The organism is Streptomyces sp. NPDC048337 (genome assembly GCF_043201175.1).
GTDB lineage: Bacteria > Actinomycetota > Actinomycetes > Streptomycetales > Streptomycetaceae > Streptomyces.
Genome location: NZ_JBICYR010000003.1, coordinates 370,902 through 392,540 on the forward strand (window position 1 = coordinate 370,902; position 21,639 = coordinate 392,540).

Annotated in this window: 17 protein-coding genes and 1 pseudogene; 6 read left to right on the forward strand and 12 right to left on the reverse strand. The window is 73.1% G+C overall.

What is annotated here, in order from left to right; all coding sequences use genetic code 11:
• The first annotated feature begins 29 nt into the window (after positions 1–29).
• Positions 30–1,418: a tetratricopeptide repeat protein gene (locus ACGFYU_RS07380; RefSeq protein ID WP_393826293.1), complete on the forward strand. Its 1,389-nt coding sequence runs from the start codon at positions 30–32 to the stop codon at positions 1,416–1,418.
• Here the strand turns inward: ACGFYU_RS07380 and ACGFYU_RS07385 are convergent.
• Together ACGFYU_RS07385 and ACGFYU_RS07390 are read right to left on the reverse strand one after the other, a co-directional pair.
• Positions 1,381–2,904 carry an MFS transporter gene (locus ACGFYU_RS07385; protein WP_393826294.1) on the reverse strand — a complete coding sequence of 508 codons (1,524 nt, stop codon included), beginning with the start codon at positions 2,902–2,904 and terminating at the stop codon, positions 1,381–1,383. The two genes, ACGFYU_RS07380 and ACGFYU_RS07385, sit on opposite strands and share 38 nt — an antisense overlap.
• A gap of 38 nt (positions 2,905–2,942) precedes the next feature.
• A complete protein-coding gene (locus tag ACGFYU_RS07390) occupies positions 2,943–3,524 on the reverse strand; it encodes a TetR/AcrR family transcriptional regulator (protein ID WP_393826295.1) in 582 nt (193 codons plus the stop codon).
• Between the two features lie 128 nt (positions 3,525–3,652).
• Here ACGFYU_RS07390 and ACGFYU_RS07395 point away from each other — a divergent pair, with 128 nt between their 5' ends.
• Positions 3,653–3,784, forward strand: a complete 132-nt coding sequence (locus ACGFYU_RS07395) for a DUF6126 family protein (protein ID WP_393826416.1) — start codon at positions 3,653–3,655, stop codon at positions 3,782–3,784.
• 85 nt (positions 3,785–3,869) lie between these two features.
• Complete coding sequence (locus ACGFYU_RS07400; RefSeq protein WP_393826296.1) at positions 3,870–4,370, forward strand: DUF6328 family protein; 501 nt, start codon at positions 3,870–3,872, stop codon at positions 4,368–4,370.
• A gap of 21 nt (positions 4,371–4,391) precedes the next feature.
• Here ACGFYU_RS07400 and ACGFYU_RS07405 read toward each other — a convergent pair whose 3' ends face one another.
• The 4 genes and pseudogenes from ACGFYU_RS07405 to ACGFYU_RS07420 all read right to left on the reverse strand — a co-directional run bounded on the left by ACGFYU_RS07405 (position 4,392) and on the right by ACGFYU_RS07420 (position 10,263).
• A complete protein-coding gene (locus ACGFYU_RS07405; protein WP_393826297.1) occupies positions 4,392–4,634 on the reverse strand; it encodes a DUF6158 family protein in 243 nt (80 codons plus the stop codon).
• Between the two features lie 33 nt (positions 4,635–4,667).
• Positions 4,668–6,422, reverse strand: coding sequence for an enoyl-CoA hydratase-related protein (locus tag ACGFYU_RS07410; RefSeq protein WP_393826298.1), 1,755 nt, complete (start codon positions 6,420–6,422; stop codon positions 4,668–4,670).
• Positions 6,423–6,640: 218 nt separating this feature from the next.
• Positions 6,641–6,835: pseudogene (locus ACGFYU_RS07415) on the reverse strand (LysR family transcriptional regulator); the annotation flags it as partial.
• Positions 6,836–7,026: 191 nt separating this feature from the next.
• Positions 7,027–10,263: a TIM-barrel domain-containing protein gene (locus ACGFYU_RS07420; RefSeq protein ID WP_393826299.1), complete on the reverse strand. Its 3,237-nt coding sequence runs from the start codon at positions 10,261–10,263 to the stop codon at positions 7,027–7,029.
• Positions 10,264–10,500: 237 nt separating this feature from the next.
• Here ACGFYU_RS07420 and ligA point away from each other — a divergent pair, with 237 nt between their 5' ends.
• A complete protein-coding gene (ligA, locus tag ACGFYU_RS07425) occupies positions 10,501–12,561 on the forward strand; it encodes an NAD-dependent DNA ligase LigA (RefSeq protein ID WP_393826300.1) in 2,061 nt (686 codons plus the stop codon).
• Here the strand turns inward: ligA and ACGFYU_RS07430 are convergent.
• From ACGFYU_RS07430 to ACGFYU_RS07445, 4 genes are all read right to left on the reverse strand, one after another.
• Positions 12,551–12,793, reverse strand: coding sequence for a hypothetical protein (locus ACGFYU_RS07430; RefSeq protein ID WP_393826301.1), 243 nt, complete (start codon positions 12,791–12,793; stop codon positions 12,551–12,553). The two genes, ligA and ACGFYU_RS07430, sit on opposite strands and share 11 nt — an antisense overlap.
• A 185-nt stretch (positions 12,794–12,978) precedes the next feature.
• A complete protein-coding gene (locus ACGFYU_RS07435) occupies positions 12,979–14,781 on the reverse strand; it encodes an ABC transporter permease/substrate binding protein (RefSeq protein WP_393826302.1) in 1,803 nt (600 codons plus the stop codon).
• Entirely contained in the window at positions 14,781–15,833 is a 1,053-nt protein-coding gene (locus ACGFYU_RS07440) for a glycine betaine/L-proline ABC transporter ATP-binding protein (protein WP_393826303.1), read from the reverse strand. Before ACGFYU_RS07440 ends, ACGFYU_RS07435 begins: the two co-directional genes overlap by 1 nt.
• A gap of 189 nt (positions 15,834–16,022) precedes the next feature.
• A complete protein-coding gene (locus tag ACGFYU_RS07445; protein WP_393826304.1) occupies positions 16,023–16,964 on the reverse strand; it encodes a SigB/SigF/SigG family RNA polymerase sigma factor in 942 nt (313 codons plus the stop codon).
• Between the two features lie 230 nt (positions 16,965–17,194).
• Between ACGFYU_RS07445 and ACGFYU_RS07450 the strand changes: the two genes are divergently transcribed.
• Positions 17,195–17,446, forward strand: coding sequence for an AsnC family transcriptional regulator (locus tag ACGFYU_RS07450; RefSeq protein ID WP_393826305.1), 252 nt, complete (start codon positions 17,195–17,197; stop codon positions 17,444–17,446).
• Between the two features lie 30 nt (positions 17,447–17,476).
• On the opposite strand, the gene ACGFYU_RS07455 is transcribed toward ACGFYU_RS07450, so the two are convergent.
• Together ACGFYU_RS07455 and ACGFYU_RS07460 are read right to left on the reverse strand one after the other, a co-directional pair.
• Positions 17,477–18,283: a GntR family transcriptional regulator gene (locus tag ACGFYU_RS07455; RefSeq protein WP_393826306.1), complete on the reverse strand. Its 807-nt coding sequence runs from the start codon at positions 18,281–18,283 to the stop codon at positions 17,477–17,479.
• A 116-nt stretch (positions 18,284–18,399) separates the two neighbouring features.
• Positions 18,400–19,974, reverse strand: coding sequence for an IucA/IucC family protein (locus tag ACGFYU_RS07460; protein WP_393826307.1), 1,575 nt, complete (start codon positions 19,972–19,974; stop codon positions 18,400–18,402).
• Between the two features lie 116 nt (positions 19,975–20,090).
• On the opposite strand from ACGFYU_RS07460, the gene ACGFYU_RS07465 reads away from it, so the two are divergent.
• On the forward strand, positions 20,091–21,608 hold the full coding sequence (locus ACGFYU_RS07465; RefSeq protein WP_393826308.1) for an IucA/IucC family protein: 1,518 nt from the start codon (positions 20,091–20,093) through the stop codon (positions 21,606–21,608).
• The last annotated feature ends 31 nt before the right edge of the window (positions 21,609–21,639 follow it).

Here is a 21,639-nt window from a genome sequence, read left to right on the forward strand (position 1 = left end):
GGGGGAGTTCGAGCAACCAGGGGGACTTCGTGGACGAACCGGCCCGCATCGGGCGCAGAGTTCAGCGCATGCGCACCGAACTGGGCATGACGCAAAGACAGTTGGCGGAGCCCAGCTATACGCCCGCCTACATCTCGACACTGGAGTCGGGCAAGGTCCGCCCCTCCGAGACGGCGCTGCGCTTCCTCGCCGGGCGACTGAACACCTCGTACGAGGAACTCGCCACCGGCCGCCCCGCCCACCTGGCCACCGAGCTGCGGCTCGCCCTCGCCGACGCCCAGCAGACGCTCGCCACCGGCGCCGCGGACGAGGCCGCCGACCGCTACCGGCGGCTGCTCGCCGAGGCCGAGCACCTCGGGCTCGTCGCCGAGCAGGCGGAGGCACGGCTCGGGCTCGGCGACTGCGCCCTGGAATCCGGCGAACTCCCGGACGCCATAGACCACTTCGAGGCGGCGGAACGGCTACTGGCCGATGAGCCCCTCCCCCACCGCGCCCGCCCGATCCGCGGCCGCGCCATCGCGCACCTGCTCGCCGGCGAGCTGCGCTACGCCTGCTACCTCCTCGAATCCACCATCGACGAGCTGAGCACCAGCGGGCTGGCCGACCCCGAGGCGCTGGTGCTGCTGTACGCGGCGGTGATCGGGCCGTACATCGACATGGGCGCGCACGCCCGCGCGGCCCACGCCGCCGAGCTCGCCCTCGCACTGGCCCCGCAGGTCAGCGACCCGGCGCTGGTCGCGGGCATGCACCGGCAGGTGGCGCGGACCTTCCTCGCCGAGGGGCGGGTGGCCGACGCCGACGCCTCCCTGGCCAAGGCCCAGGCGATCTACGGGCAGTTGCGGCTGCGGACCGACCTGGCGCACTGCCACTGGATGCGCGGCTACGTCCAGGCGCAGAACGGCGAACTGCACGCGGCCGAGCGGGAGTTGCGTACGGCCCGCCAGATGCTGTCGGCCCGCCGCGCGGCCCTGTACACGGCCCAGGTGGAGGTCGAGCTGGCCGACGTACTGCGCCGGCTCGGCCGGTACGCGGAAGCCGCCGAGTTGCTGTCGGTGCTGCTGGACCCGGGGGACCTTGGCGACAGCCACGGCGCCGTGCACGCGGGCGGCGCGCACCGGCTCCTCGGCCTGATGGCCGAGGAGCGCGGCGAGCCCGAGACCGCCGAGGAGCACTACGTGCAGGCCCTCGCCCTGCTGGAGCGCAGCGGTGCCACGGGCGATCTCGCCGATCTGTGCCGGCTCCTGGGCGACCTGCTGCGGCGTACCGGGCGGATCGAGGCGGCCCTGGACGCGTACCGCACGGGCCTGGGCCACAGGGCGGCGCCGGGCACCACCACCCTGGGCCCGGCGCCGGCCGCGCCCCCGTTCCGATCCGAGCGGCTCAGTGGTTCTCGGTGGGCTGGAGATCGCGCGGAATGAGCGCCCAGGTGGTGGCCGCCGCGGCGACCGCCAGGGCTCCGGCCATGAGGAACGCCGGGGTGATGGCGAGGGTGTAGGCGTGCGAGGCGGTGTCGATCAGGGCCTGGCCGACCGCACCGCCCAGCCGCTCGGCGGTGTGGGCGGCCTCTCCGACGGAGTCCCGTACGGCCGCTGCGCTCGGCCCGTCCAGGTCGAGGACGGGCAGGTTGCCCCGGTAGAGGGCGGCCGCGGTGGAACCGAGGATGGCGACGCCCATGGCCGAGCCCAGCTCGTAGCAGGTCTCCTCGATGGCGGCGGCGCTGGAGACCTCGTCCGCGGGCGCGGCGGAGATCAGCGTCACCGAGGCCACGGTGGTCGCGAGTCCGGCACCCAGGCCCATGATCGTCAGGGCGGCGGCGAAGGCCGGGTAGCCGAGCTCGGTGAACTGCTGGAAGCCCCAGGGCAGGGCCATGCCGGCGGCCAGCACGACCAGTCCGGCGCCGAGTACGTGCCGGATCGCGAAGCGCTGCATGAGGGTGGGGGCCACCATCGAGGCGCAGATCAGCGCGAGCGGCGCGGGCAGCAGGCGCAGGCCGGCCTCGAGCGGGGTGTAGCCCTGGCCGTACTGGAACCACTGCGTGACGAGGAAGAGGATCGCGCCCATGCCCATCATCGGCAGGAAGATCGCGGTGGCCGCGACGCTGAAGGCGGGCTTGGTGAAGAGCCGCACCTGCAGCAGCGGGTTGTCCACGCGCAGCTGGCGGCGGACGAAGACGGTCAGCGCCACGACGGCGAGGGCGAGCAGGGCCCAGGGCAGCGGGTCGGAGACGCCGCTCTTGCCGAGCTGCTTGATGCCGCCGGCGAGGGCGAGCATGCCGACGATGGACTGGCCGACGCCCCACCAGTCCCAGCGGCCGGTACCGCGCGGGGAGCGGGATTCGGGCAGGTAGCGCGCGCCGGTGGCGATGATGAGCGCGGCGACGGGGAGGTTGAGGAGGAAGGCCGAGTGCCAGCCGTAGTCCTGGACCAGCAGTCCGCCGACGACCGGGCCGAAGGCCATGCCGCCGCCGAAGACGGCCGCCCAGACGGCGAGGGCGAAGGCGCGCTCCTTGGCGTCGGTGAAGACGCTGCGCAGGATCGAGAGGGTGGAGGGCATGATGGCCGCGCCGCCGATGCCGAGCAGGGCGCGGGCCGCGATGACGTGCCAGGCCTCGGTGGAGAAGACGGCTATGAGCGAGGCCAGCGAGAAGATGCCGAAGCCCGCCATGAGCAGCCGCTTGCGCCCCCAGCGGTCGCCGAGCGCACCGGCGGTGACGAGCAGGCCGGACAGGGCGAGCGCGTAGACGTCGATGATCCACAGCTGCTGTACGGCGCTCGGCTGGAGGTCGCCGACGAGGGAGGGGAAGGCCACGTTGAGGATCGTGGTGTCCATGGAGATGAGCAGGAGGCTGCCGGAGAGGATCGCCAGGACGATCCACCGGCGGGGGTCCGACGCGGGGGTGTGCATGAGGTTCCGTTCAGGGGTGGAGCACGGTGCGGAGCGGGTCAGGGTGCGGGCGCCGGGGGTGGGGGCACCGCGCTGGTCCGCGTTCCGCTGAGGAAGGAGGTCAGCACCAGGTGGCCGATCTGGCGCGGGGCGAGGTGCCCGTCGCGTACGCCCTCGGCGGCCGCGTCGAGCAGACCCCAGAGCGAGTACCAGATCCAGTACGGGGGCAGGTCGGTGCGCAGGCGCCCGAGCCGCTGGCCGAGGGCGAGGAAGGCCAGCGCCCGCTGGTCCTGCCGGTCCACGCCGGCGCGGAACTCCGGGTCCGCGAGCACGGTGGCGTCACGCGAGGTGAACCCGTACAGGTGCGCGGCGGGCAGCAGGGCGACGACGAGCTCCTCCAGCGCGGCGTCGAAGGCCGCCCCGTCGGCGGTCTCCGGCAGGTCGACGGGGGTCAGGCACTCGTCGACCACGTGGATCGCGCGCACGGCCACGGCCTTCAGCAGGGCCTCGCGGGTGGCGTAGCGGCGGCTGAGGGTGGCGCGGCTGGTGCCGATTCCGGCGGCGATCTGCACCATCGAGGCGCTGTGGTCACCGGCGAGGACACGCGCGGCGGCGTCGAGCAGTTCTTCTTCGTGCACCATGACGAGTGAGCCTCCTTCGCCTCGAACGATACAAAATTGTCTCACCCGAAGCAAATGTGATCCATCTGTGGCCGTTCGCTACGGTGGGCACCGTGACGGACAAGAATGAGAGCGCGGCCGCGACAGAGGTGGCGGCGAAGCACGAGAAGTGGAAGGAGAACGGCGTCGCACTGCGCGCCTTCTTCTACATCTTCGGCACCCACGTCTTCGCCGGCTTCGTATGGCTGCTCTTCTACCTGGGCCAACACGCCCAGAAGTAGCCGGGCAGGCCGTCGGCGGCAGGTGCAGCATGAGGGTGTACCGCCCGGGTGGACGCCCGGCGGGCACACCCAGCGCGGAGGCGCCATGCGGGACGACGGCAGGGGCGACGGCAGGGTCAACGGCCGGGACGAGAGCCCCGAGGAGCGGGCCGACCGCCAGTGGCAGGAGCTGGTGCAGGAGATCCGTGTCGCCCAGACGGGCGTGCAGATCCTCTTCGGCTTCCTGCTGACCGTCGTCTTCACCCCGCAGTTCCACGGGCTGCCCCAGGTGGACAAGACGATCTACGTCGTCACCGTGGTCCTCGCCTCCCTGGCCACCGGCGCGCTCATCGGCCCCGTCGCCTTCCACCGCATCGTCAAGGGCCGCCGCATCAAACCGCAGGCCGTCGTCTGGGCCTCACGGCTCACCTTCGCGGGCATCGTCCTGCTGCTGGCCACCCTCACCGCCGCGCTCTTCCTGGTGCTGCGCGTGGCCACCCGCAGTGCCGCCGCGCCGTGGCTGGTGGCCGGCGTGCTGACGTGGTACCTGCTGTGCTGGTTCGCCCTGCCGCTGTGGGCGCGGGCCCGCTACACCAGGAAGGGCTGACGCCGGCCCGGCCCCGCCGCCCTACTCCCCGGAGGTGCGGGCGCGGGCGCCCGAACGGGTCCGGCCGGCGGTCTTCGCCCGCTGCGGGTGACGGCGTACGTACTCGTGCTCCAGCTCGTTCATCCGCTGCGTATGGGTGACCAGCGCGTCGTCCGACCCGTGCAGCAGCGTCTCGTGGCGCGTGCGGTGGATGGCCTCCAGCTCCTTGAGCAGCCGGCCCTCCTCCAGATTCCGCGCCGACGGACCGCCGTCGTGCTCCGTCATGACCCGTGCACCTCCTCCACGCTCGACCGGGCCCTAGCGGGTGTCCGCTTCCATCATCCCCTCCACCCCGTCCTTCCGCCGGTAGGGCAGCGGCGCCGTGTGCCGGCCCGGGACCGTGCGGGCCAGGTGGGGCGGGGTGGCGGTCGGGGTCTCCTTGCGCACGAAGGCCCGGCGCAGCGCGTGGTACGGGGCGTGCGGATCGCGGAAGGTCTGCGTCAACCGGGCCAGTTCGGCCTCCCGGTAGGCGGCCAGCGGCCGCTCGGCCTCGTCGCGGTCGCGGCGCTCCTTCTTCTCGGCGATCCGGGCGGAGGTGGCGGGCAGGGCGGCCAGCCCGGCCGCGAGCCGCGCCGTCTCGGCGGCGAAGGCCTGGGATGCGCAGGGGATCGTACGGTCGACCAGCCCGAGCCGGTGTGCGGCCTCGGCGCTCAGTGGCAGGGCCTCGGAGGTGAGGCGCTCCGCCACGCCGGTGCCGACGCGGCGCGGCAGGGTGTGCGTCCCGTACGCGGAGCCGTCGAGGCCCATCAGGCGGTGGTGCGGGTTCAGCACGGCCCCCGAGCGGCACCAGACCTCGTCGGCGGCGAGGGCGAGCATGGCCCCGCCGGCGGCGGCGTTCCCGCCGAGGGCGGAGACGACCAGGCGGTCGGTAGTGGTCAGGACGGCCTCGACCAGGTCGTACAGGGCGTTCGCGTTGGCCAGGGACTCCTCGGCCGGATCGGCGGCGGCCTCGATGACGCCCAGGTGCATGCCGTGGGAGAAGAGGTCGCGGCCGCCGCCGAGGACGAGGACGGCGGTGGGGCGGGTGCAGGCGATCCGGTAGGCGTTCAGCAGGCGCCGGCAGTGCGCGGTGCTCATCGCGCCGCCGGGGAAGGAGAAGGAGAGGAAGCCGGTCTGGCCTTCCTCGCGGTAGCCGATGTCGGACCAGGTGCGGCGGCGCGGGTCGGTGTGGAGCGGAGCGGGGTGCTCCCGCAGCGGCGGCAGCCGGTCGGCGAGGGCCACGGTGGCGGGCAGTTTGGGGGCGGCCGGCAGTCCTGGTGCGCGCGGGGCCCGCAGTTCCGGGATCCAGACGGCGCCGTCGACGGTGGCCCGGCAGATCGCGCCCGCGCGCGTGGCCAGCAGCTCGCCGGGGCGGCCGCGCAGGCGGTCCTCGAGGTGGCCGCCGTGCAGGAACCACTCGGCGCCGAGCAGTTCGTCCCGTACGCCGGGCTGCGCGTCGGCGGCGCGCAGTGCCCGCAGGACGCGCTCGGTGGAGTCCGCCTCCCAGTCGATCCGGCGGTTCTCCTGGCGCAGGGCGGGGCGGGCGTGGCCGGCGGACGGTGGCTGCGGGGTGTGGCTGCCGGAGGCGAAGCGGTGGACGGCGAGGAGGACGGCGGCCAGGGCGGCGTCGCCGATCTCGCCGCGGTAGAGGTCGCTCTTGGCCACGGGCGGTACCGGGCAGTCGACATGGGCCCAGACGGGTCCGGCGTCCATCTCCTCCGCGGCTTGGAGGACGGTGACGCCCCAGCGGGTCGCCTGCTCCTGGATGGCCCGGTCGAGCGAGGCGGGGCCGCGGTCGCCGACCGGTCCGGGGTGGACGACCAGGCACGTGTGGGCGGCCCGGACCTCGGCGGGGACGGGGGTCCGGAGCATCGGGGCGAGGACCAGGTCGGGCCGGTGGCGGCGGACCGCGTCCGTCAAGGAGACCTCGGGCAGCTCAAGTTCGACCGCCACGCTGTGGCCGTGGTCGCGGAGCTCGGCGTGGACTCGCTGCGCGAGGCTGTTGAAGGCGCTCGCGAGGAGCAGGACGTGCACGTGATCTCCCAGCGGCGGCCCGGGGCCGGAACGTGACCGGCCGCCTGCGATGGTCGGGCACGCGGGGGCCGTCGCGCGCGGCGCCGGGCGGGGCCGTCACCCGAACGCGTGGCGGCCGGGGGGCCACTTGGCCGCACGTCGGCGGTGGTGGACGGGGCTGCCGCCGGCGTCACCGCTGCCCGGCGGCGCGCGCCCGGCAGTTGCGGGCGACCTCGGCGTTGCAGGATGCGGCCGGCTTCGGTGGGCACGACCCCGCGGGCGTGGCGTTCCAGCAGGCTCGCGCCCGTCTCCTTCTCCAGTCGGCGGACGTGCTGGCTGACGGCCGACTGGGTGCGGCCGAGGTCGCGGGCGACGGCGCTGAGGCTTCCGGCGCGGCACACGGCCACGAACACGCGGAGGTCGTCGAGGGTCATGACCCCCAAGATATCCCTTGGATGAAGGGAGGAAATCGGTGGATTGACTTGGGGTTTGGGCTGGATCAAGATCGGTACAGGGCTCGGGCGGCAACCCGTTCCGGCCTCCGCCACAGGGGTCCGGACCCCCCGGCGGAGGCGGGGACGGGTGTCGACCCGTCACCGCCCCCGAAGGAGGCGGCTGACCGCGGTCAGGGGGTGAAGGTCCAGCGCTGGGCCGGGGTGTTGTCGCATGCGGTGCGGGTGAGGAGGGTGCCGTTGGCGGTGGCGGAGCCGGCCGGGGTGAGGCACTGGCCGGCGTTGCGCAGGGTGCTCTGGGGGCCGGCCTGCCAGGTCTGGCCGGCGCTGCCGTTGCAGGGCTGGACGCTCACGCGTGAGGCGTTCGCGGCGTCGAGGCAGACCCCGGCCAGGCCGGTGAGGCGGCCGTCGGACTGGAGGGTCCAGCGTTGGTTGGGGCCTCCGTGGCAGGTGTAGAGGGTGGGTTCGGTGCCCGGGGTGGTGGCGCTGTGCGGGAGGTCGACGCAGGTGGCGGAGGCGGCGTTGACGAGGGTGGCGTCGGCGGGGAGCGGGGCGGGGCGGCCGGTGAGGGTGATCTCGGCGGCGCTGGTCCAGGGGCCTCGCCCGCCCGCCTCGGTCAGCGCCTTGAGGCGGAGGTAGCGGCCCGTTCTGGCTGCCATCGGGACGTTCTTGGCCGCCGCCGTGTCGGCGAAGGTGCCGCTCGCCACCGGGGTGCCCCAGTCGGCGGTGGTGTCCGAGAGGTAGACCTCGTAGCCGCCGATGCGGCCGTTGACGCCGCCGTCCTGGCGGGGCAGGTAGCCGAGGCCGTCCACCGAATAGCGGGCGCCGAGGTCGATCTGGATCTCGTGCGGGAGCGCGGCGGGCTTCCCGGAGGACCAGGCGGTGTGCCACATCGTGGCCGGGTCCCCGTCGAAGGCATTCGACGCGGCGCCGTTCTCGGCGCTGGTCTCCTGGCTGTCGGCGGAGACCAGCGACCAGCCCGACTGCGCGATGGGTGACGAGGTGGGCAGGGGCTGGGCCGGCGGGAGGGCGGTGCCGGCGGCCGAGACGCTGAACGCGCCCGACTTCGAGCCGGTCTTGATCCAGAGGATGCCGGAGCGGTCGGACGGGTCGAAGAACCACCCGGTGGCGGCCGCGTCATAGGCGGCCTTGGAGGTCAGGCGCGCCAGGGCGGCTCCGTCCACCGTGAGCGCGGAGGGCGCGGAGGCGACGTGGAGGGTGAACTCGTAGCCGCGCGAGGCCGGTTTGCCGGTGTAGCTGCCGGTGGGGGCCGATACGGACACGTTGACCGTGCCGGAGCCGCTCGTCGGGGCGGTGACGTCCACCTGCTGGCGGGCGTAGGCCCCGGACTGGTGGGCGCGGGTGAGGCCGTCGTCCTCGTAGAGGCTGAAGGAGGTGGCGCCGCGCGGGTGGATGTCGTAGGTGAGGGTGGAGACGGGCTTCTCGCCGGCGTGGTTCATCTGCGGCCACATCGGGACGATGCCGCCGCCCTTGGCGAAGAGGGGCAGGGTGTCGAGGGGGGCCTGGTAGCCGTTCAGCCAGCCCGGACCGGCGTACGTCTTGCCCGTCCAGTAGTCCGTCCAGGTCCCGGCGGGCAGGTAGATGCCGTCGCGCACGGTGGTGTCGGAGACGACGGGCGCGACGAGGAGGGAGTCGCCCGCCATGAACTGGCCGCTGGTGAGGTTGCCCCGGGCCACCGGGTCGGCGGGGTACTCCAGGACCATCGCGCGGGTGCTGGGCACGCCGGTCTCGTGCGCGACGCGGCTCATCGTGTACAGGTACGGCATCAGCCGCATCTTGAGCTGCAGGTATTTGCGGTTGATGGACAGGTAGGGCTCCGCGAAGCGCCAGGGCTGCTTGTCCTGGTATCCGGCCGAGGGGTTGGTCGCGCCCCAGCCGGACATGGTCATGAAGGCAGGGGTGAAGGCCTTCCACTGGAGGTCGCGGGTGTAGGTCTTGGGGCTGCCGCCGAAGATGCCGTCGACGTCGCCGGATGCGTAGTTGAGGGCGGAGAGGCCGGCGCCGGTGATGGCGGGGACGTGCCAGCGCATGTCGTCCCAGGTGCCGTTGGTGTCGCCGGTCCAGACGACGGCGTTGCGCTGGGTGCCGGCCCAGCCGTCGACGGTCCAGACGTAGCGGCGGGCGTCGGAGTTCTTCTCGATGCCGTCGACGGCCTGCTGGACGCCGTTGAAGGCGTACTTGTAGCCGCTGCCGATCCACGCCACGTCGGTCTTCACGCCGCGGCTGCCGGCCGTACCCACCTCGTCGGCGATGGAGCCGAGTCCGGTGGAGGTCCACAGGCCGGTCTGGAAGCCCTTGGCCTTCAGCGCGTCCACCGTGGACTTGAGGGGTGCGGTGTAGCCGCAGCCGTAGCCGTCGTTGGGCAGGAACCAGCCCGAGGGCATGTCGGCGGCGCGGGCGTCGGTCGCGTAGCCGACGACGTCGGGGGTGGTCTGGTGGCGCAGGCGGTTGTGGTCGCCCTGGTAGTCGGGGTTGGAGGCGTTGAAGCAGTCGGCGTTGCCCAGTTCGAAGCCCCACATCGGGGCCATGAACGGCTTGCCGCTGACGTCGGTGTAGGCGTCGAGTACGCCCTTGAGGGAGTCGCCGGTGAAGTACCAGGCGTCGAAGCGCTTCTCGTCGTGGGTGAGGGTGGTGGGGGCGTTGAAACCGTAGGAGCCGGGGGCCCAGGTGTTGCGCATGACGCCGTAGCCGTTGGTGGACATGTAGAAGGGGGCGGGGCTGGCGTTGTTGTTCTCGCGCCACTTGTTGTCGACGGTCACGGGGACGGTCTTGCCGCGCAGGGCCCATTCGCCCAGGCGCAGGCCGGTCCCGTAGAACTGCTCGTCCGCACCGCGGGCGAGGTACTGGGTGGTCTGGCTGCCGGTCCAGCTGGTGGGCTGGGTCTCCTGCCAGACGGGGGTGGTGTTGTCGGCGCGGTAGACGGAGAACTGCAGGGGCGATTTGTTGACGCGGATGGAGAGGGCTCCGGTGGTGATCCGGTAGTAGCTGCCGGCATCGGAGTAGCCGGTGGTGACCGGGCCGAAGTCGGTGGTGGGGGCGAGGTCGGTGCCGGCCGGGTCGTTGGTGAAGGCGCCGTCGGGCGAGAGCCAGAGCCGGAAGATGTCCGCGCGGGCGACGACCACGCGGGCCTTGGCGCCGCTGGAGGCCGTGACGGTGAAGGTGTTCCCGGTCTGGGTGAATCCGGTGACGTTGCCCGCCGTGGCGGTGGGAGCGGCGGGGGCCGCGGCGGCGGGTGGGGCGATGGGCCCGGCGGCGGCCAGGCCCGCGACGGCGAGGGCCGCCGCGAGCAGGGCGGCGACCGGGGGGCGCCGCCGCAGCGGCGACCGGCGTCCTCTGCCGTGCGGGCTGCCGTGCCGGCCCGGGCTCCTGCGGATGCTTGGCAGTCTCATGGGGCACTCCTCGTGCGGTCCGGATCGCGGACACACCGCTTTGGCATGCGCCTGGCAAGATAGCGCTCCGCGAGGGCGGGGTGAAGGAAGATGCTCGAAGTGGCTTGTCATCGAGCATCTTTGAACATGCCTCAGGTTTGGCGCCCTTGACCTCGCGCGGCAGCCACCGAACGCCCGCGATACCCCTCTGACCTGCGCATACGAGCCGTTGTCAGACCCCTGCGGGAGGATCTTGGCATGACGACGACCACCACTCCCGCCCTGGCCACCCGTGACGAGTACGCCGATGCGATCGGCGCCGCCCTCAGGGCGTCCGCCGCCTATTACGGCTCCGGCGAATCCGCCATGGACGATGCCTCGTTCGATCTCCTCCTGGGTCTGATCAAGGCGTACGAGGAGCGGTATCCGGACCACACCGATCCTGCCTCGCCGACGGGGAAGGTGGCCGGCGGCGCCGTCCCGGCCGGGGACGTCCCGCACACGGCGGCCATGCTCTCGCTGGGCAACGTGTTCGGCCCGCAGGACCTGCTGGACTGGGAGGCCTCGCTGGTCCGCCGGCTCGGAGCAGCGGTTACGGGCGGGTACGCGGTCGAACCGAAGCTGGACGGGGCCTCGCTCGCGGCCCGCTACCGTGGCGGTCGGCTGGTGCAGTTGGTGACCCGGGGCAACGGCACGGGCGGCGAGGACGTGTCGCACGCGATCGGCACGATCGTCGGTCTCCCCGTCGAGCTGGCCACGGACGCCTCCTTCGAAGTGCGGGGCGAGGTCCTGCTGACGGCGGAGCAGTTCGAGCGGGCGAACGCGATACGGGCCGAGCACGGCGCCGGACCGTTCTCCAACCCCCGCAACGGCGCGGCCGGCACGCTGCGGGCGAAGGGACGCCCGTACACGGTGGAGATGAGCTTCTGGGCCTTCGGCGCCGTCGAGCTCGACGGCGGCACCGCGCTCGTCGGCGCCGGACACGCGGAGGTCATGGAGCGGGTCGCCGCGGCGGGTGTCCGGACCGCGGCCGACACCCCCGCCGGGCTGACGGTGGTCGACACCCTCGCCGAGGTGCAGGCGCAGGTCGACCGGATCGCCGCGCTCCGCGCCCGGCTGCCCTTCGGGATCGACGGGGTGGTGGTCAAGGTGAACTCCCTGGCCGAACAGACCGCGGCCGGCACCGGCTCACGTCACCCGCACTGGGCGACCGCGTACAAGCTGCCCGCCGTGGAGCGGCGGACACGGCTGCTGGAGGTGACCTGGTCGGTGGGGCGTACGGGGGTGCTCGCGCCCACCGCCGTGCTCGAACCGGTGGAGATCGACGGCTCGGTGGTGCGGCACGCCACGCTCCACAACCCGGCCGACATCGAGCGCCGGGACCTGCGGCTCGGCGACACCGTGACCGTCTACAAGGCGGGGGACGTCATCCCGCGCGTCGAGGCGCCGGTGGTGGAGCTGCGCACCGGTGCGGAGCGCCCCGTCGAGCCGCCGGCGGTGTGCCCGGGGTGCGCGGGGGAGATAGACCGCTCGCAGGAGCGGTGGCGCTGCGCGCAGCCGGCCGACTGCGGGCGGATCGCGGCGGTCCTGTACGCCGCCGGGCGGGACCAGCTCGACATCGACGGTCTGGTTGAGCGGTACGTACGGGCGCTCGTGGAGGCCGGTCAGGTCCGGGACGTGGCGGACCTGTTCACGCTGGACCACGCGCGGCTCGCGCAGGCCGCGGGGAGCGAGAAGCGGGCGGCGAAGCTGGTGGAGCGGATCGAGGCCGCCAAGGGCCTGCCGCTCTCCCGGGTGTTCTGCGCGCTCGGCGTCCTCGGGACCGGGCGGGGCATGTCCCGGCGCATCGCCCGGCACTTCGGGAGCATGGAGGCCATCCGGGCCGCCGGCGCGGCGGCGATGACGGCGGTGGAGCTGGTCGGAGACGCCAAGGCGGCCGGGATCGTCGCCCAGGTGGCCGAGCTGGGGCCGGTCATCGACAAGCTCGCGGCCGCCGGGGTCAACCTCACCGAGCCGACGGCCGCGACCGCCGCACGCGGAGACGGGGACGCGGACGGCGGGGGGCCGCTGGCCGGTCAGACCGTGGTGGTCACGGGCCGGATGGCGGGCGCGCTGGCGGCGTACGACACCCGCGACAAGGTGCGCGAGCTGATCGAGCGGGCCGGCGGCAAGTCGGCGAGCGGCATATCCGGGCGGACCACCCTCCTGGTCGCGGGCGAGAAGGCGGGCGGCAAGGTCGCAAAGGCCGAGGAGGCCGGGATCGAGATCCTCGGCGAGGAGGCGTTCGCCGAGCGGATCGCCGGCTTCCTCACCCACTGACGCGCTGGGCCGGCGGGGGTCCCCCCACCGGCGTGACGGCCAGGACGGGCGGCGCCGGGGTGGACCACCGGTGCCCGCAGGGGTCGAAGACCAGCACCACCGGCTGTCCCGGCCACTGGCGCCAGGAGATGCGTTCCGGCGCGCCGTCGCACACCGGACAGCAGGGCAGCGGGCCGGGCTCCGGCAGGCACCCGGGTGCGGCCGCGTGGGGCGTGGCGTGCGGATCGCGCATGGAGGCTCCCTGGTCGTGCGGTTGGGCTGATGGCACTGTGTCATGGACCGGCCCTTGTCCGCACGGGCGAATCATCCAGTGTTTTGGCTGGTCAGAGGTGTGGTCACCAGGAGTATTCCGGTCCTCTGCGGGCACTTGGTGATCAACCGCGCCCGCCGCCGGCCGCACCACCGGCGCCTTTCGGGTCAGGACAGCTTGTCGATCTCCGGGTGGTCCTTCAGCCAGGCGCGGACCGCCTGTTGCTCCTTGCCCTTGCCGGTGTCCTGGATCTTCGCCTCCAGGCTGGTGAGCTGCTCCTCGGTGAGCTTGAAGGAGCGCAGCCAGGCGGCGACCTCGGGCTCGTCGGCGGCGAAGCCCTTGCGGGCCAGGGTGTGGATGCCGTCGCCCTTGCCCCAGACGCCCTTCGGGTCCTCCAGCTTGGTCAGCTCGTACGTCGAGTAGGCCCAGTGCGGCGACCAGAGGACGGTCACCACCGGCTCCTTCTTGTCGTAGGCCCGCTTGAGCTCGGCGAGCATGCCGGGCGTGGAGCCGTCGACGACCTGGTACTCGCGCTCCAGGCCGTATTCCTTGAGCACCTTGTCCTTCAGGATGGACATGGCCCCGGCGCTCGGTTCGATACCGATGATCCGGCCCTTGAACTGCGCGGACTTGCCCTTGAGGTCGGCGAGCGAACGCACGTCCTTCACGTAGGAGGGGACGGACAGCTCCAGCGAGGTGGAGCCATACCAGGAGCCGAGGTCCTCCAGCTTGTTCCCGTACTTCTCCCAGTACTGGGCGTGCGTCACGGGCAGCCAGGCGTCGGTCTGGAAGTCGAGCCGGCCGCCGGCCAGGCCGGTGTAGAGCGCTCCGGCCTCCAGCTGCCGGGCGTCGACCTTGAAGCCGCGCCGTTCCAGGAGCTCCTTCCACAGGAAGGTGGAGGCGATGCCCTCGTCCCACGGGATGTAGCCGATGGAGACCGTGCGGCCCTTGCCGGTGTTCGCGGCCCCGGCCGGTCCGTCCTGGCCGCCGGAGCCGCCGGAGCCGCCGAAGGTACTGAGGCCGCCCGCGACGAGGGCCAGTACGACGGCCGTGGTGACGGCGTACGCGGGCTGGGGGCGGTGGTTCCACAGCCGGGCCGCGCCGGTGGCGGCGGACCGCGCCCTGGCGAGGGCGCGCCGGCCGAGCGGGGAGACCTGGCGGCCCAGCGCGCCGGTCATCCGGTCGAGGTACATGGCCAGGATGACGATGGAGACGCCCGCCTCGAAGCCGAGGCCGATGTCGACGTTGCCGATGGCCCGGTAGACGGCGCCGCCGAGGCCGCCGCCGCCCACCATGCCGGCGATGACGACCATGGACAGGCCCAGCATGATGACCTGGTTGACGCCCGCCATGATGGTGGGCAGGGCCAGCGGGAGCTGGACGCGGACGAGGGTGTCGCGGGGGGTGGTGCCGAAGGCGTCGGCGGCCTCGACCAGTTCCGCGTCGACCTGCCGGATGCCGAGCTCGGTCATCCGTACGCCCGGCGGCAGCGAGAAGATGATGGTCGCGATGATGCCGGGCACGACGCCCACGCCGAAGAAGATGATGCCGGGGATGAGGTAGACCATGGCCGGCATGGTCTGCATGAAGTCCAGGACGGGCCGCAGGACGGCGCTGACCCGGTCGGAGCGCGAGGCCCAGATCCCGAGCGGGATCGCGAAGACCAAGGTGACCAGGGTCGCGACCAGGACCAGCGACAGCGTGGACATGGCGTCGGCCCACAGGTCGACGGAGTCGACGAGTGCGAAGCCGGCGAAGGCGAGCACGCCCGCGAGGAGGCCGCGCAGCCACCAGGCGGCGACGGCGAGGATGCCCGCGAAGAGCAGCGGGGCGGGGGCGGACAGGAACGCGTCGATGCCGTCGTAGAGGCCGGTGACGAGCGCGCTGACGGCGTCGAACAGCCAGGACAGGTGGCGCTGGAGGAAGTCGACACCGCTGTCGACCCAGGCGCCGAGGTGCAAGCGGGGCATCAGGCCGCCACCTCCACGCAGGCCATGGGGGGCCGTTGTTCGTCGCCGATGAACGCGATGAGCCGGTCCTGCGGTACGGAGCCGATGACGGCGCCGTCCGCGTCGGTGACGGCGACCGGGTGCGGGACGCGGGCGCTGACCGCGCACAGGACGGCGAGCGGGGTGTCGGCCTGGACGGTGGGGCAGTCGCAGGGGTCCACGTCGAGGGGGAGCTCGTCCATGACGGCATCGGCCGTAAGCACTCGCGAACGGTCCACGTCCTGGATGAAGGAGGCGACGTACTCGTCGGCGGGGCGGATGAGGATGTCCTCGGGGGTGCCCTGCTGGACGATGCGGCCGTCGCGCATGACGGCGATGCCGTCGCCGAGGCGCATAGCCTCGCCCAGGTCGTGGGTGATGAAGACGATGGTCTTCTTCAGGCGCCGCTGGAGTTCGAGGAGCTGGTCCTGCATGTCGCGGCGGATCAGCGGGTCGAGGGCGCTGAAGGACTCGTCCATCAGCAGCAGGTCGGCGTCGGTGGCCAGGGCGCGGGCCAGCCCGACGCGCTGCTGCATGCCGCCGGAGAGCTCGTCGGGCCAGGACTTCTCCCAGCCGCCGAGCCCGCACAGCGCCAGGGCCTCGGCGGCCCGGCGTTCGCGCTCGGCCCGGGGGACGCCCTGGACCTCCAGTCCGTAGGCGGCGTTCTCCAGGACGTCGCGGTGCGGGAACAGCGCGAAGTGCTGGAAGACCATGCTGATTTTGGTGGAGCGTACGCGGCGCAGCTCGCGGGCGCCGAGCGTGGTGAGGTCCTCACCGTCGAAGAGGATGCGTCCCGCGGTGGGCTCCAGCAGCCCGTTGAGCATGCGCAGCAGGGTGGACTTGCCGGATCCCGACAGGCCCATGACGACGAAGATCTGGCCGGGCTCGACGCGGAACGAGGCGTCGATCACGGCGGCCGTCGTCCCGTCCGCGCGCAGCTCGTCGCGGCCGGCGCCGCCTTGCAGCGCGCGGACCGCGTCACCTGGGCTTCCGCCGAAGACCTTGTAGACGTGCTCGGCCTGGAGCGTGGACACATACACCTCGCGGTTCGTACCGGGTACGGCGCGCACCGCGCTTCGGGGAACCGAGTCGGCGGGCCGTGGAGCGGGACGGGATCTGCCCGCGTGCGCCGCGCCTCCGGCCCGTTTCGCCGGAGGACATGGTTCCGCTCCAGCCGCGCACCTTCCCGACATTCACCACAGCAAACGCAAAGGTGATCTACCTCACGCGCCGGGTCCGCAACCGGGACCGGATTCGTCCGCCAGCATCGAGGCGCGCAGATGGCCGAGGAGCCGGTTGAGCAGCCGGGAGACCTGCATCTGCGAGATGCCGAGGGCGTCCCCGATCTGTGCCTGTGTCAGCTCCTCGCCGAACCGCATCTGGAGCATGCGGCGCTCGCGGCCGGAGAGCTGCTCCAGGAGCGGCGCCAGCGTCTGGATGTCCTCGACCAGCTCCATGGCCGGCTCCTCCTCACCCATGACGTCGGCGAGGCTGTGGGTCTCGGTGGAGCCGCCGCCGTACTCGGCGTGCGCGGTGGGCGGGGCGTCCAGGGAGCCGCTGGTGTGGCCGTTCGCGGCGACGAGACCCTCTATGACCTCCTCCTCCGAGAGGCCGAGGTGGTCGGCGAGGTCCGCGACGGTGGGCGAGCGGTCGAGTGTGACGGTCAGCTCTTCCTTGGCCTTCGCTATGTCGATGCGCAGCTCCTGGAGCCGGCGCGGGACGCGGACGGCCCAGGTGGTGTCGCGGAAGTGCCGCTTGATCTCACCTGTGATGTACGGCATGGCGAGCGTGGAGAACTCGTTCTCGCGGGCCGGGTCGAATCGGTCGATGGCCTTGATGAGGCCGATGGTGCCGACCTGGACGATGTCCTCGATGTCACCGCCGTCGCCGCGGTTGCGGAAGCGGCGCACGGCGTACTGGACGAGTGAGGCATTCATCTCAATCAGGGTGTTGCGGACGTACTGGTACTCCGGAGTGCCCTCGGTGAGCTCGTGCAGCCGCCGGAAGAAGACCTTCGACAGCTCCCTCGCGTCCGCGGGGGCCACCTCCCGGGGCTCGTCGATCCGGGGCAGACCGGCGATACGGGCGACCTCGGAACCCTGGCGGGGGCGGGGAACCGGGACATGGGTGGCGGCGGTATGGGAGGACGGGGCAGGGACCGGCATGGGGGTTTGCTCCTTGGGCTGGTCGGCTTGCGGCGCGGGACCTTGACTGCCGTAGATGGTGGACCCCTTCTTCTCGCACGTCAAGAATTGCCGGAAATCCATTTCACGTCTTGCGTCACGTGAATTGCGCATCGCATCATGACCGCATGGGGAGCATGTCACAGCGACAAAACTGGACATTCCTGACTAATCACGCCCGTGTTCTGGTGACCATCGCCCGGGACCCGGCCGTGCGACTCAGGGATGTGGCCACGGTCTGCGGACTGACCGAACGCACCGTGCAGACGATCGTCACCGACCTGGAGACGGACGGATACCTCCGGCGCGTCCGCGACGGGCGGCGCAACCGCTACGAGATCTCCCCGGGCGCCGTCTTCCGCCACCCGGCCGAGGCGGGCGTGCAAGTGGCCGGACTGCTGGCCCTCCTGACCGGCGCCGCCGCGGCCCCGGACGCCCCGGTCCCGGATCTCGCGGCGGACTAGGCCCGTCGGCCCCCTCTCTCCTTCTTTCCTTTATGTGATGCGGAAGCCGGCGGCCGCGTGGTCGCGGCGGTCGCGGTGGAAGGTCAGCCGGTCCCAGGTGGGGAAAGACAGATCGGTGACCGTCAGCAGCCTGCCCTGCTCGTCGTGCAGGGTGCGGCGCACGGTGAGGCCGCCGGCCGGGGACGCGGAGGCCGGCGGATGGGTGGTGCGGGTCATGGTGAGCGTCTCGGTGACCCGCCCCTCCACCGCGGCGCGGTCGAACCAGCGGTGCAGGGGACCCAGGTCCTCGTCGCGGACCGCCGCGGGGCGGTCGCGATAGCGGGCCAGTTCGGGGCTCCGCGCCACCGCACCCGGGCTCAGGTACGTGACGGCGTGCGTGAGGGTTTCGCCCGACGGCCCGCGCTCCCGGCGGTGATGGACCAGGGTGCGGTCGCCGCCGCCCATGCCGAGCACCGCGGCGAGCGAGGGCGGCACGGTGACGCGCGTGAGCCAGCTCTGGGCGGGGGCCGGGACGAGGGCGGGGGCGGCCATGGGCGCGGCGGCCTGGGGGACGGCCTGTACGGCGACCGTCACCGCGTCGACCTCGTCTCCCGTGACGCCCGGGACGGGGCGCGTACCGCGGGGGCCCGTCACGATGAGGCCGTCCGCGCGCAGCTCCTGGAGCGCGGCCCTGATGGTCTGCCGGTTGACCTCGTAACGGGCCGCCAGACTGCGTTCGGAGGGCAGTCTGCCGCCGGGGGTGTGCGCGGCGCGCTCGAGTTCGTGCCGCAGCGCTGCGGCGATCCGCTGGTACTTGGGCATGGCGGCCGGGCCGCCGCCCCGCGAAGGGGAGGGCATGGCTTCTCCTCTGACGGGTGGTCAAGGACTGCGCGGTCTGCCCGACCAACGTAGCATTGGTCTATACCTTTCCGTGAGGGGGGTTCGGGGAACGGCGACCACCTTGGCCGATTTCGCTACCCCCGCAGCGGGTTCGGCAGCGGCAGGTAGCGGGCGTCCGCGCCGTCCGCCCGGGTCCAGCGCAGCAGCAGGTTGGTCTTGGCCGGCAGGGCGGGGGCGGTCAGCAGCTCCGCGATCTCGGGGAGCCCGTGGTCGGCGTCGAAGCGCAGGAGCTCCTCCCGGACGGCCGGCCACACGAGCGGCGCAATGTCCGGATGCCGCTCGGTCAACGCCCCGGCGATCTCCGCCAGATGGTTGACGACCAGGCAGTAGACCAGTCGCTGCCAGGCGGCCGCGCGGTCCAGGTCCGGCAGGAGCTTGACCCCCTCCGCGTCACGGAAGAGCGCCTGCACCGGCAGGCCCGCCGCGTCCACGGCGACCAGGGTGTTCTGGAGGTGGGACTCCAGAACGATCCCGTGCCGGGCGAACAACTCCAGCACCGGTGGCACCACACGGCGCAGATACGCCCGCCACCAGGCGGCCGGGTCGGCGGCGCCGGCCAGCGGGCTCCCGCGGTAGCCCTCGGCGAGCGCGGCGGCCAGCAGCGGGGTGGACCCGGGCGCGGCGTGGGCGTGCAGGCCGTCGCGGACCAGGACGGCGAGCTCCTCGAAGGCGAACGCGGCGGTGCGATAGCCACGGTCGGCCAGCCAGGCGGCGCCCGCGGTGTCCGCGGTGTCCGCGATGTCCAAGTCAGCGCTGCGCAGCGCGCCGAAGCCCGCCTCGACGGCCGCGTCGGTCCGGCGCAGCTTCAGCAGGTCGTGCCGCCACAGCCGGCGCACGTCGTTGGTTATCCGGACGTCGAGGCTGAACTTCACGAACAGGTCGGCGCCCGGCCGCGGTACGTACAGCGTCCGGATCGAGGCGGTCGGCCAGGCCGGCAGCCGGCTCTCGCCGAGCCGCAGCAGCCGCCCGTCGGCGAAGGCCTCGCGCACGGACGACCGGGAGCCGACGAGGTCGAGCTGCCAGGGGTGGGCGGGCAGCAGCCGGTAACCGGCGGGCGGGCGCGGTCCGTCGAGGGCGTCGGCGAGGGAGTCCAGGGCGTCCGCGGCGGCCGGGCCGCCCTCCTCGGCCGCCTGGTCCTCGCGCAGTGCCAGGAAGACCAGCGGGAAGCGGGCGTGGGCCTCGGGCGCGTACGGCAGCCAGCTCGCGGCCGGGGCCCCGCCGCGGGCCTTGGGGGCCGGGTGGTGCGGGTGGCCCATGACCAGGGACTGCTCTGAGAGCAGGTACGGGTCGGCCGGGGGCTCCGCGACGGCGCGGGCGGCCAGCAGCGCGGCGATGGCGTCCCGGCTGTCGTGGATCTCCACCGGGAGTTCCTCGTTGGGGACGCCCGTGTACTGGAGCAGCTCGTCGGCGGTCAGTTTGACCAGTTCGGCGTGGCTGAGCGGATGCCAGCCGTCCGCCGTGCGCAGTTCTGGGCGTACGGGTCTGCGGCCGCCGCGCACCCGGAGCAGCCGCCCGCTGCCGCGCAGCCGGTGGACGGCGGCCGGGGCGTCCTCGACGGGCTCCGCGGCCTCGCGGAGCAGGCAGTTCAGGAGCGGGGTGGCGGCGTACGCGTCGGCGGCGTTGAGATCCACTGGTTCCATTCGGTCCATCCGGTGCGCCGGAGGATCGCGGGACGCGACCACCGGCCGTGATCTTCAGTATCCGCGATGATGACGTGACCATCCTGCAAAGCAATATCCGATATCCCGATGTGCGGAGCCACAGCATGCATCTTCCCGCCTCCCCGGCCGAGGAGGCCGTCGCCGCCGAGCTGGCCGGGGTGCGCCCCGCGCTCGGGTCCTCGTACGAGGCCGCGCTGCCCGGCGCCCGCGCCGCCGTGCTGACCCGGCTGTGGCGGGCGCTCGCCTTCGAACCGCTGCCGTGGGTGGTGGGGCGGGAGCGGGGGCCGGGCGGGCTGGTGCTGCGGCTGGCCGGGGGCGGCCGGCTGGAGGGCCCGCCGCCGGATCCGTACGCGACCGGGCCGTACGTGGACGAGCTGCTGCTCGACGGCCGGGCCCACCGGCAGGCCGCGCGGCTGGTGGCGGCGCTGGGGGTGCCGCACGGGGAGGAGTTCGCCGCCGAGCTGGACGGCAGCACGGCCTCCCTGGCCCTGTCCCGGGCCGGGCAGCCGCCCGCCGGGCGGGACGCCGCCGCGCGGAGCACCTGGGAGTGGGAGCAGCGGGTGGTGGACGGGCATCCGTACCACCCCAACTGCCGTTCCCGGCCCGGGTTCTCGGTGGCCGAACAGCTGGCCTACGCGCCCGAGCACCGGCCGGTGGTGGAGCTCGGGCTGGTGGCCGTACGGGACGAGGAGTGCCTGGTCACCGGCGACTGGCCGGCGGAGTTCCGGGACGGCGGACGGATCCTGGTGCCGGTGCATCCGTGGCAGGCGGCGCACGCGCTGAAGCACGAGCGGGTGCGCGGGGGCTTCGCGGCGCATCCGCTGATGGCGCTGCGCACGCTCGCACCGGTGGCGGCGGGCGGGGCGCACGTCAAGACGGCGCTGAGCACCCGGCTGACCTCCTCCGTCCGGGACATCTCCGGCTACTCGATCGAGACGGCGGCGGCCGTCTCGGCCTTCGCCCAGACCCTGTCCGAGCGGCTCGACGGCCGGCTGCACATCACGCGCACGCTGGGCGCGGCGAGCGCGCACAGCCCGGACCTGGCGGCGGTGCTGCGCGAGCCGCCGGAGGTGTTCGCGGACGCGGCCGCCGGTGAGCGGGTGCTCCCGGTGGCGGCGCTGGGCTCGTTCCCGCCGGCCCGTTCGGCGGCCTGGCGGGCCGAGTTCGCCCGGCTGGCGCTGGCAGTGTGCCTGCGGGTGCTGGAGCTCGGGGTGGCGCTGGAGGCCCACGGCCAGAACCTCCTCGTCGTCCTCTCCCCCACCGACGCGCCGGTCCGGCTGGTCTACCGCGATCTCGCCGACATCCGGATCAGCCCGGCACGGCTGGTCCGGCACGGCGTGCCGGTGCCGCCGCTGTCCGGGCGGCTGATCACCGATGACGTGTCGGTGCTGCGGCGCAAATTGTTCGGATCCCTGCTGACGGGGGCCCTCGGCGCCACGTCCGGTTCTTCGGCCGCCTTCGCCGAGGCCCTGTCCGAGGCCGCCGGGCTGCCGCCGACCGCCGACACCGAGGCGCTGCTGAGGGGTCCGCTGCCCACCAAGGCGCTGACGCTGATGCGGCTGAGCCCGGGCGTCCCGGGCGACCAGTGGGCGGAGCTGCCGAATCCGGCGGCCGGGGGGTGAGAGTCGGCGCCGGTCGGGCTACTGTCCGGAG

What these genes read in the sequence shown, in the direction of transcription:
- ACGFYU_RS07385 (WP_393826294.1), bottom strand. Translation starts at nt 2,904, where the DNA reads ATGCACACCCCCGCGTCGGACCCCCGCCGGTGGATCGTCCTGGCGATC.
- ACGFYU_RS07390 (WP_393826295.1), bottom strand. Translation starts at nt 3,524, where the DNA reads ATGGTGCACGAAGAAGAACTGCTCGACGCCGCCGCGCGTGTCCTCGCC.
- ACGFYU_RS07400 (WP_393826296.1), top strand. Translation starts at nt 3,870, where the DNA reads ATGCGGGACGACGGCAGGGGCGACGGCAGGGTCAACGGCCGGGACGAG.
- ACGFYU_RS07405 (WP_393826297.1), bottom strand. Translation starts at nt 4,634, where the DNA reads ATGACGGAGCACGACGGCGGTCCGTCGGCGCGGAATCTGGAGGAGGGC.
- ACGFYU_RS07420 (WP_393826299.1), bottom strand. Translation starts at nt 10,263, where the DNA reads ATGAGACTGCCAAGCATCCGCAGGAGCCCGGGCCGGCACGGCAGCCCG.
- ligA (WP_393826300.1), top strand. Translation starts at nt 10,501, where the DNA reads ATGACGACGACCACCACTCCCGCCCTGGCCACCCGTGACGAGTACGCC.
- ACGFYU_RS07430 (WP_393826301.1), bottom strand. Translation starts at nt 12,793, where the DNA reads ATGCGCGATCCGCACGCCACGCCCCACGCGGCCGCACCCGGGTGCCTG.
- ACGFYU_RS07435 (WP_393826302.1), bottom strand. Translation starts at nt 14,781, where the DNA reads ATGCCCCGCTTGCACCTCGGCGCCTGGGTCGACAGCGGTGTCGACTTC.
- ACGFYU_RS07445 (WP_393826304.1), bottom strand. Translation starts at nt 16,964, where the DNA reads ATGCCGGTCCCTGCCCCGTCCTCCCATACCGCCGCCACCCATGTCCCG.
- ACGFYU_RS07455 (WP_393826306.1), bottom strand. Translation starts at nt 18,283, where the DNA reads ATGCCCTCCCCTTCGCGGGGCGGCGGCCCGGCCGCCATGCCCAAGTAC.
- ACGFYU_RS07460 (WP_393826307.1), bottom strand. Translation starts at nt 19,974, where the DNA reads ATGGACCGAATGGAACCAGTGGATCTCAACGCCGCCGACGCGTACGCC.
- ACGFYU_RS07465 (WP_393826308.1), top strand. Translation starts at nt 20,091, where the DNA reads ATGCATCTTCCCGCCTCCCCGGCCGAGGAGGCCGTCGCCGCCGAGCTG.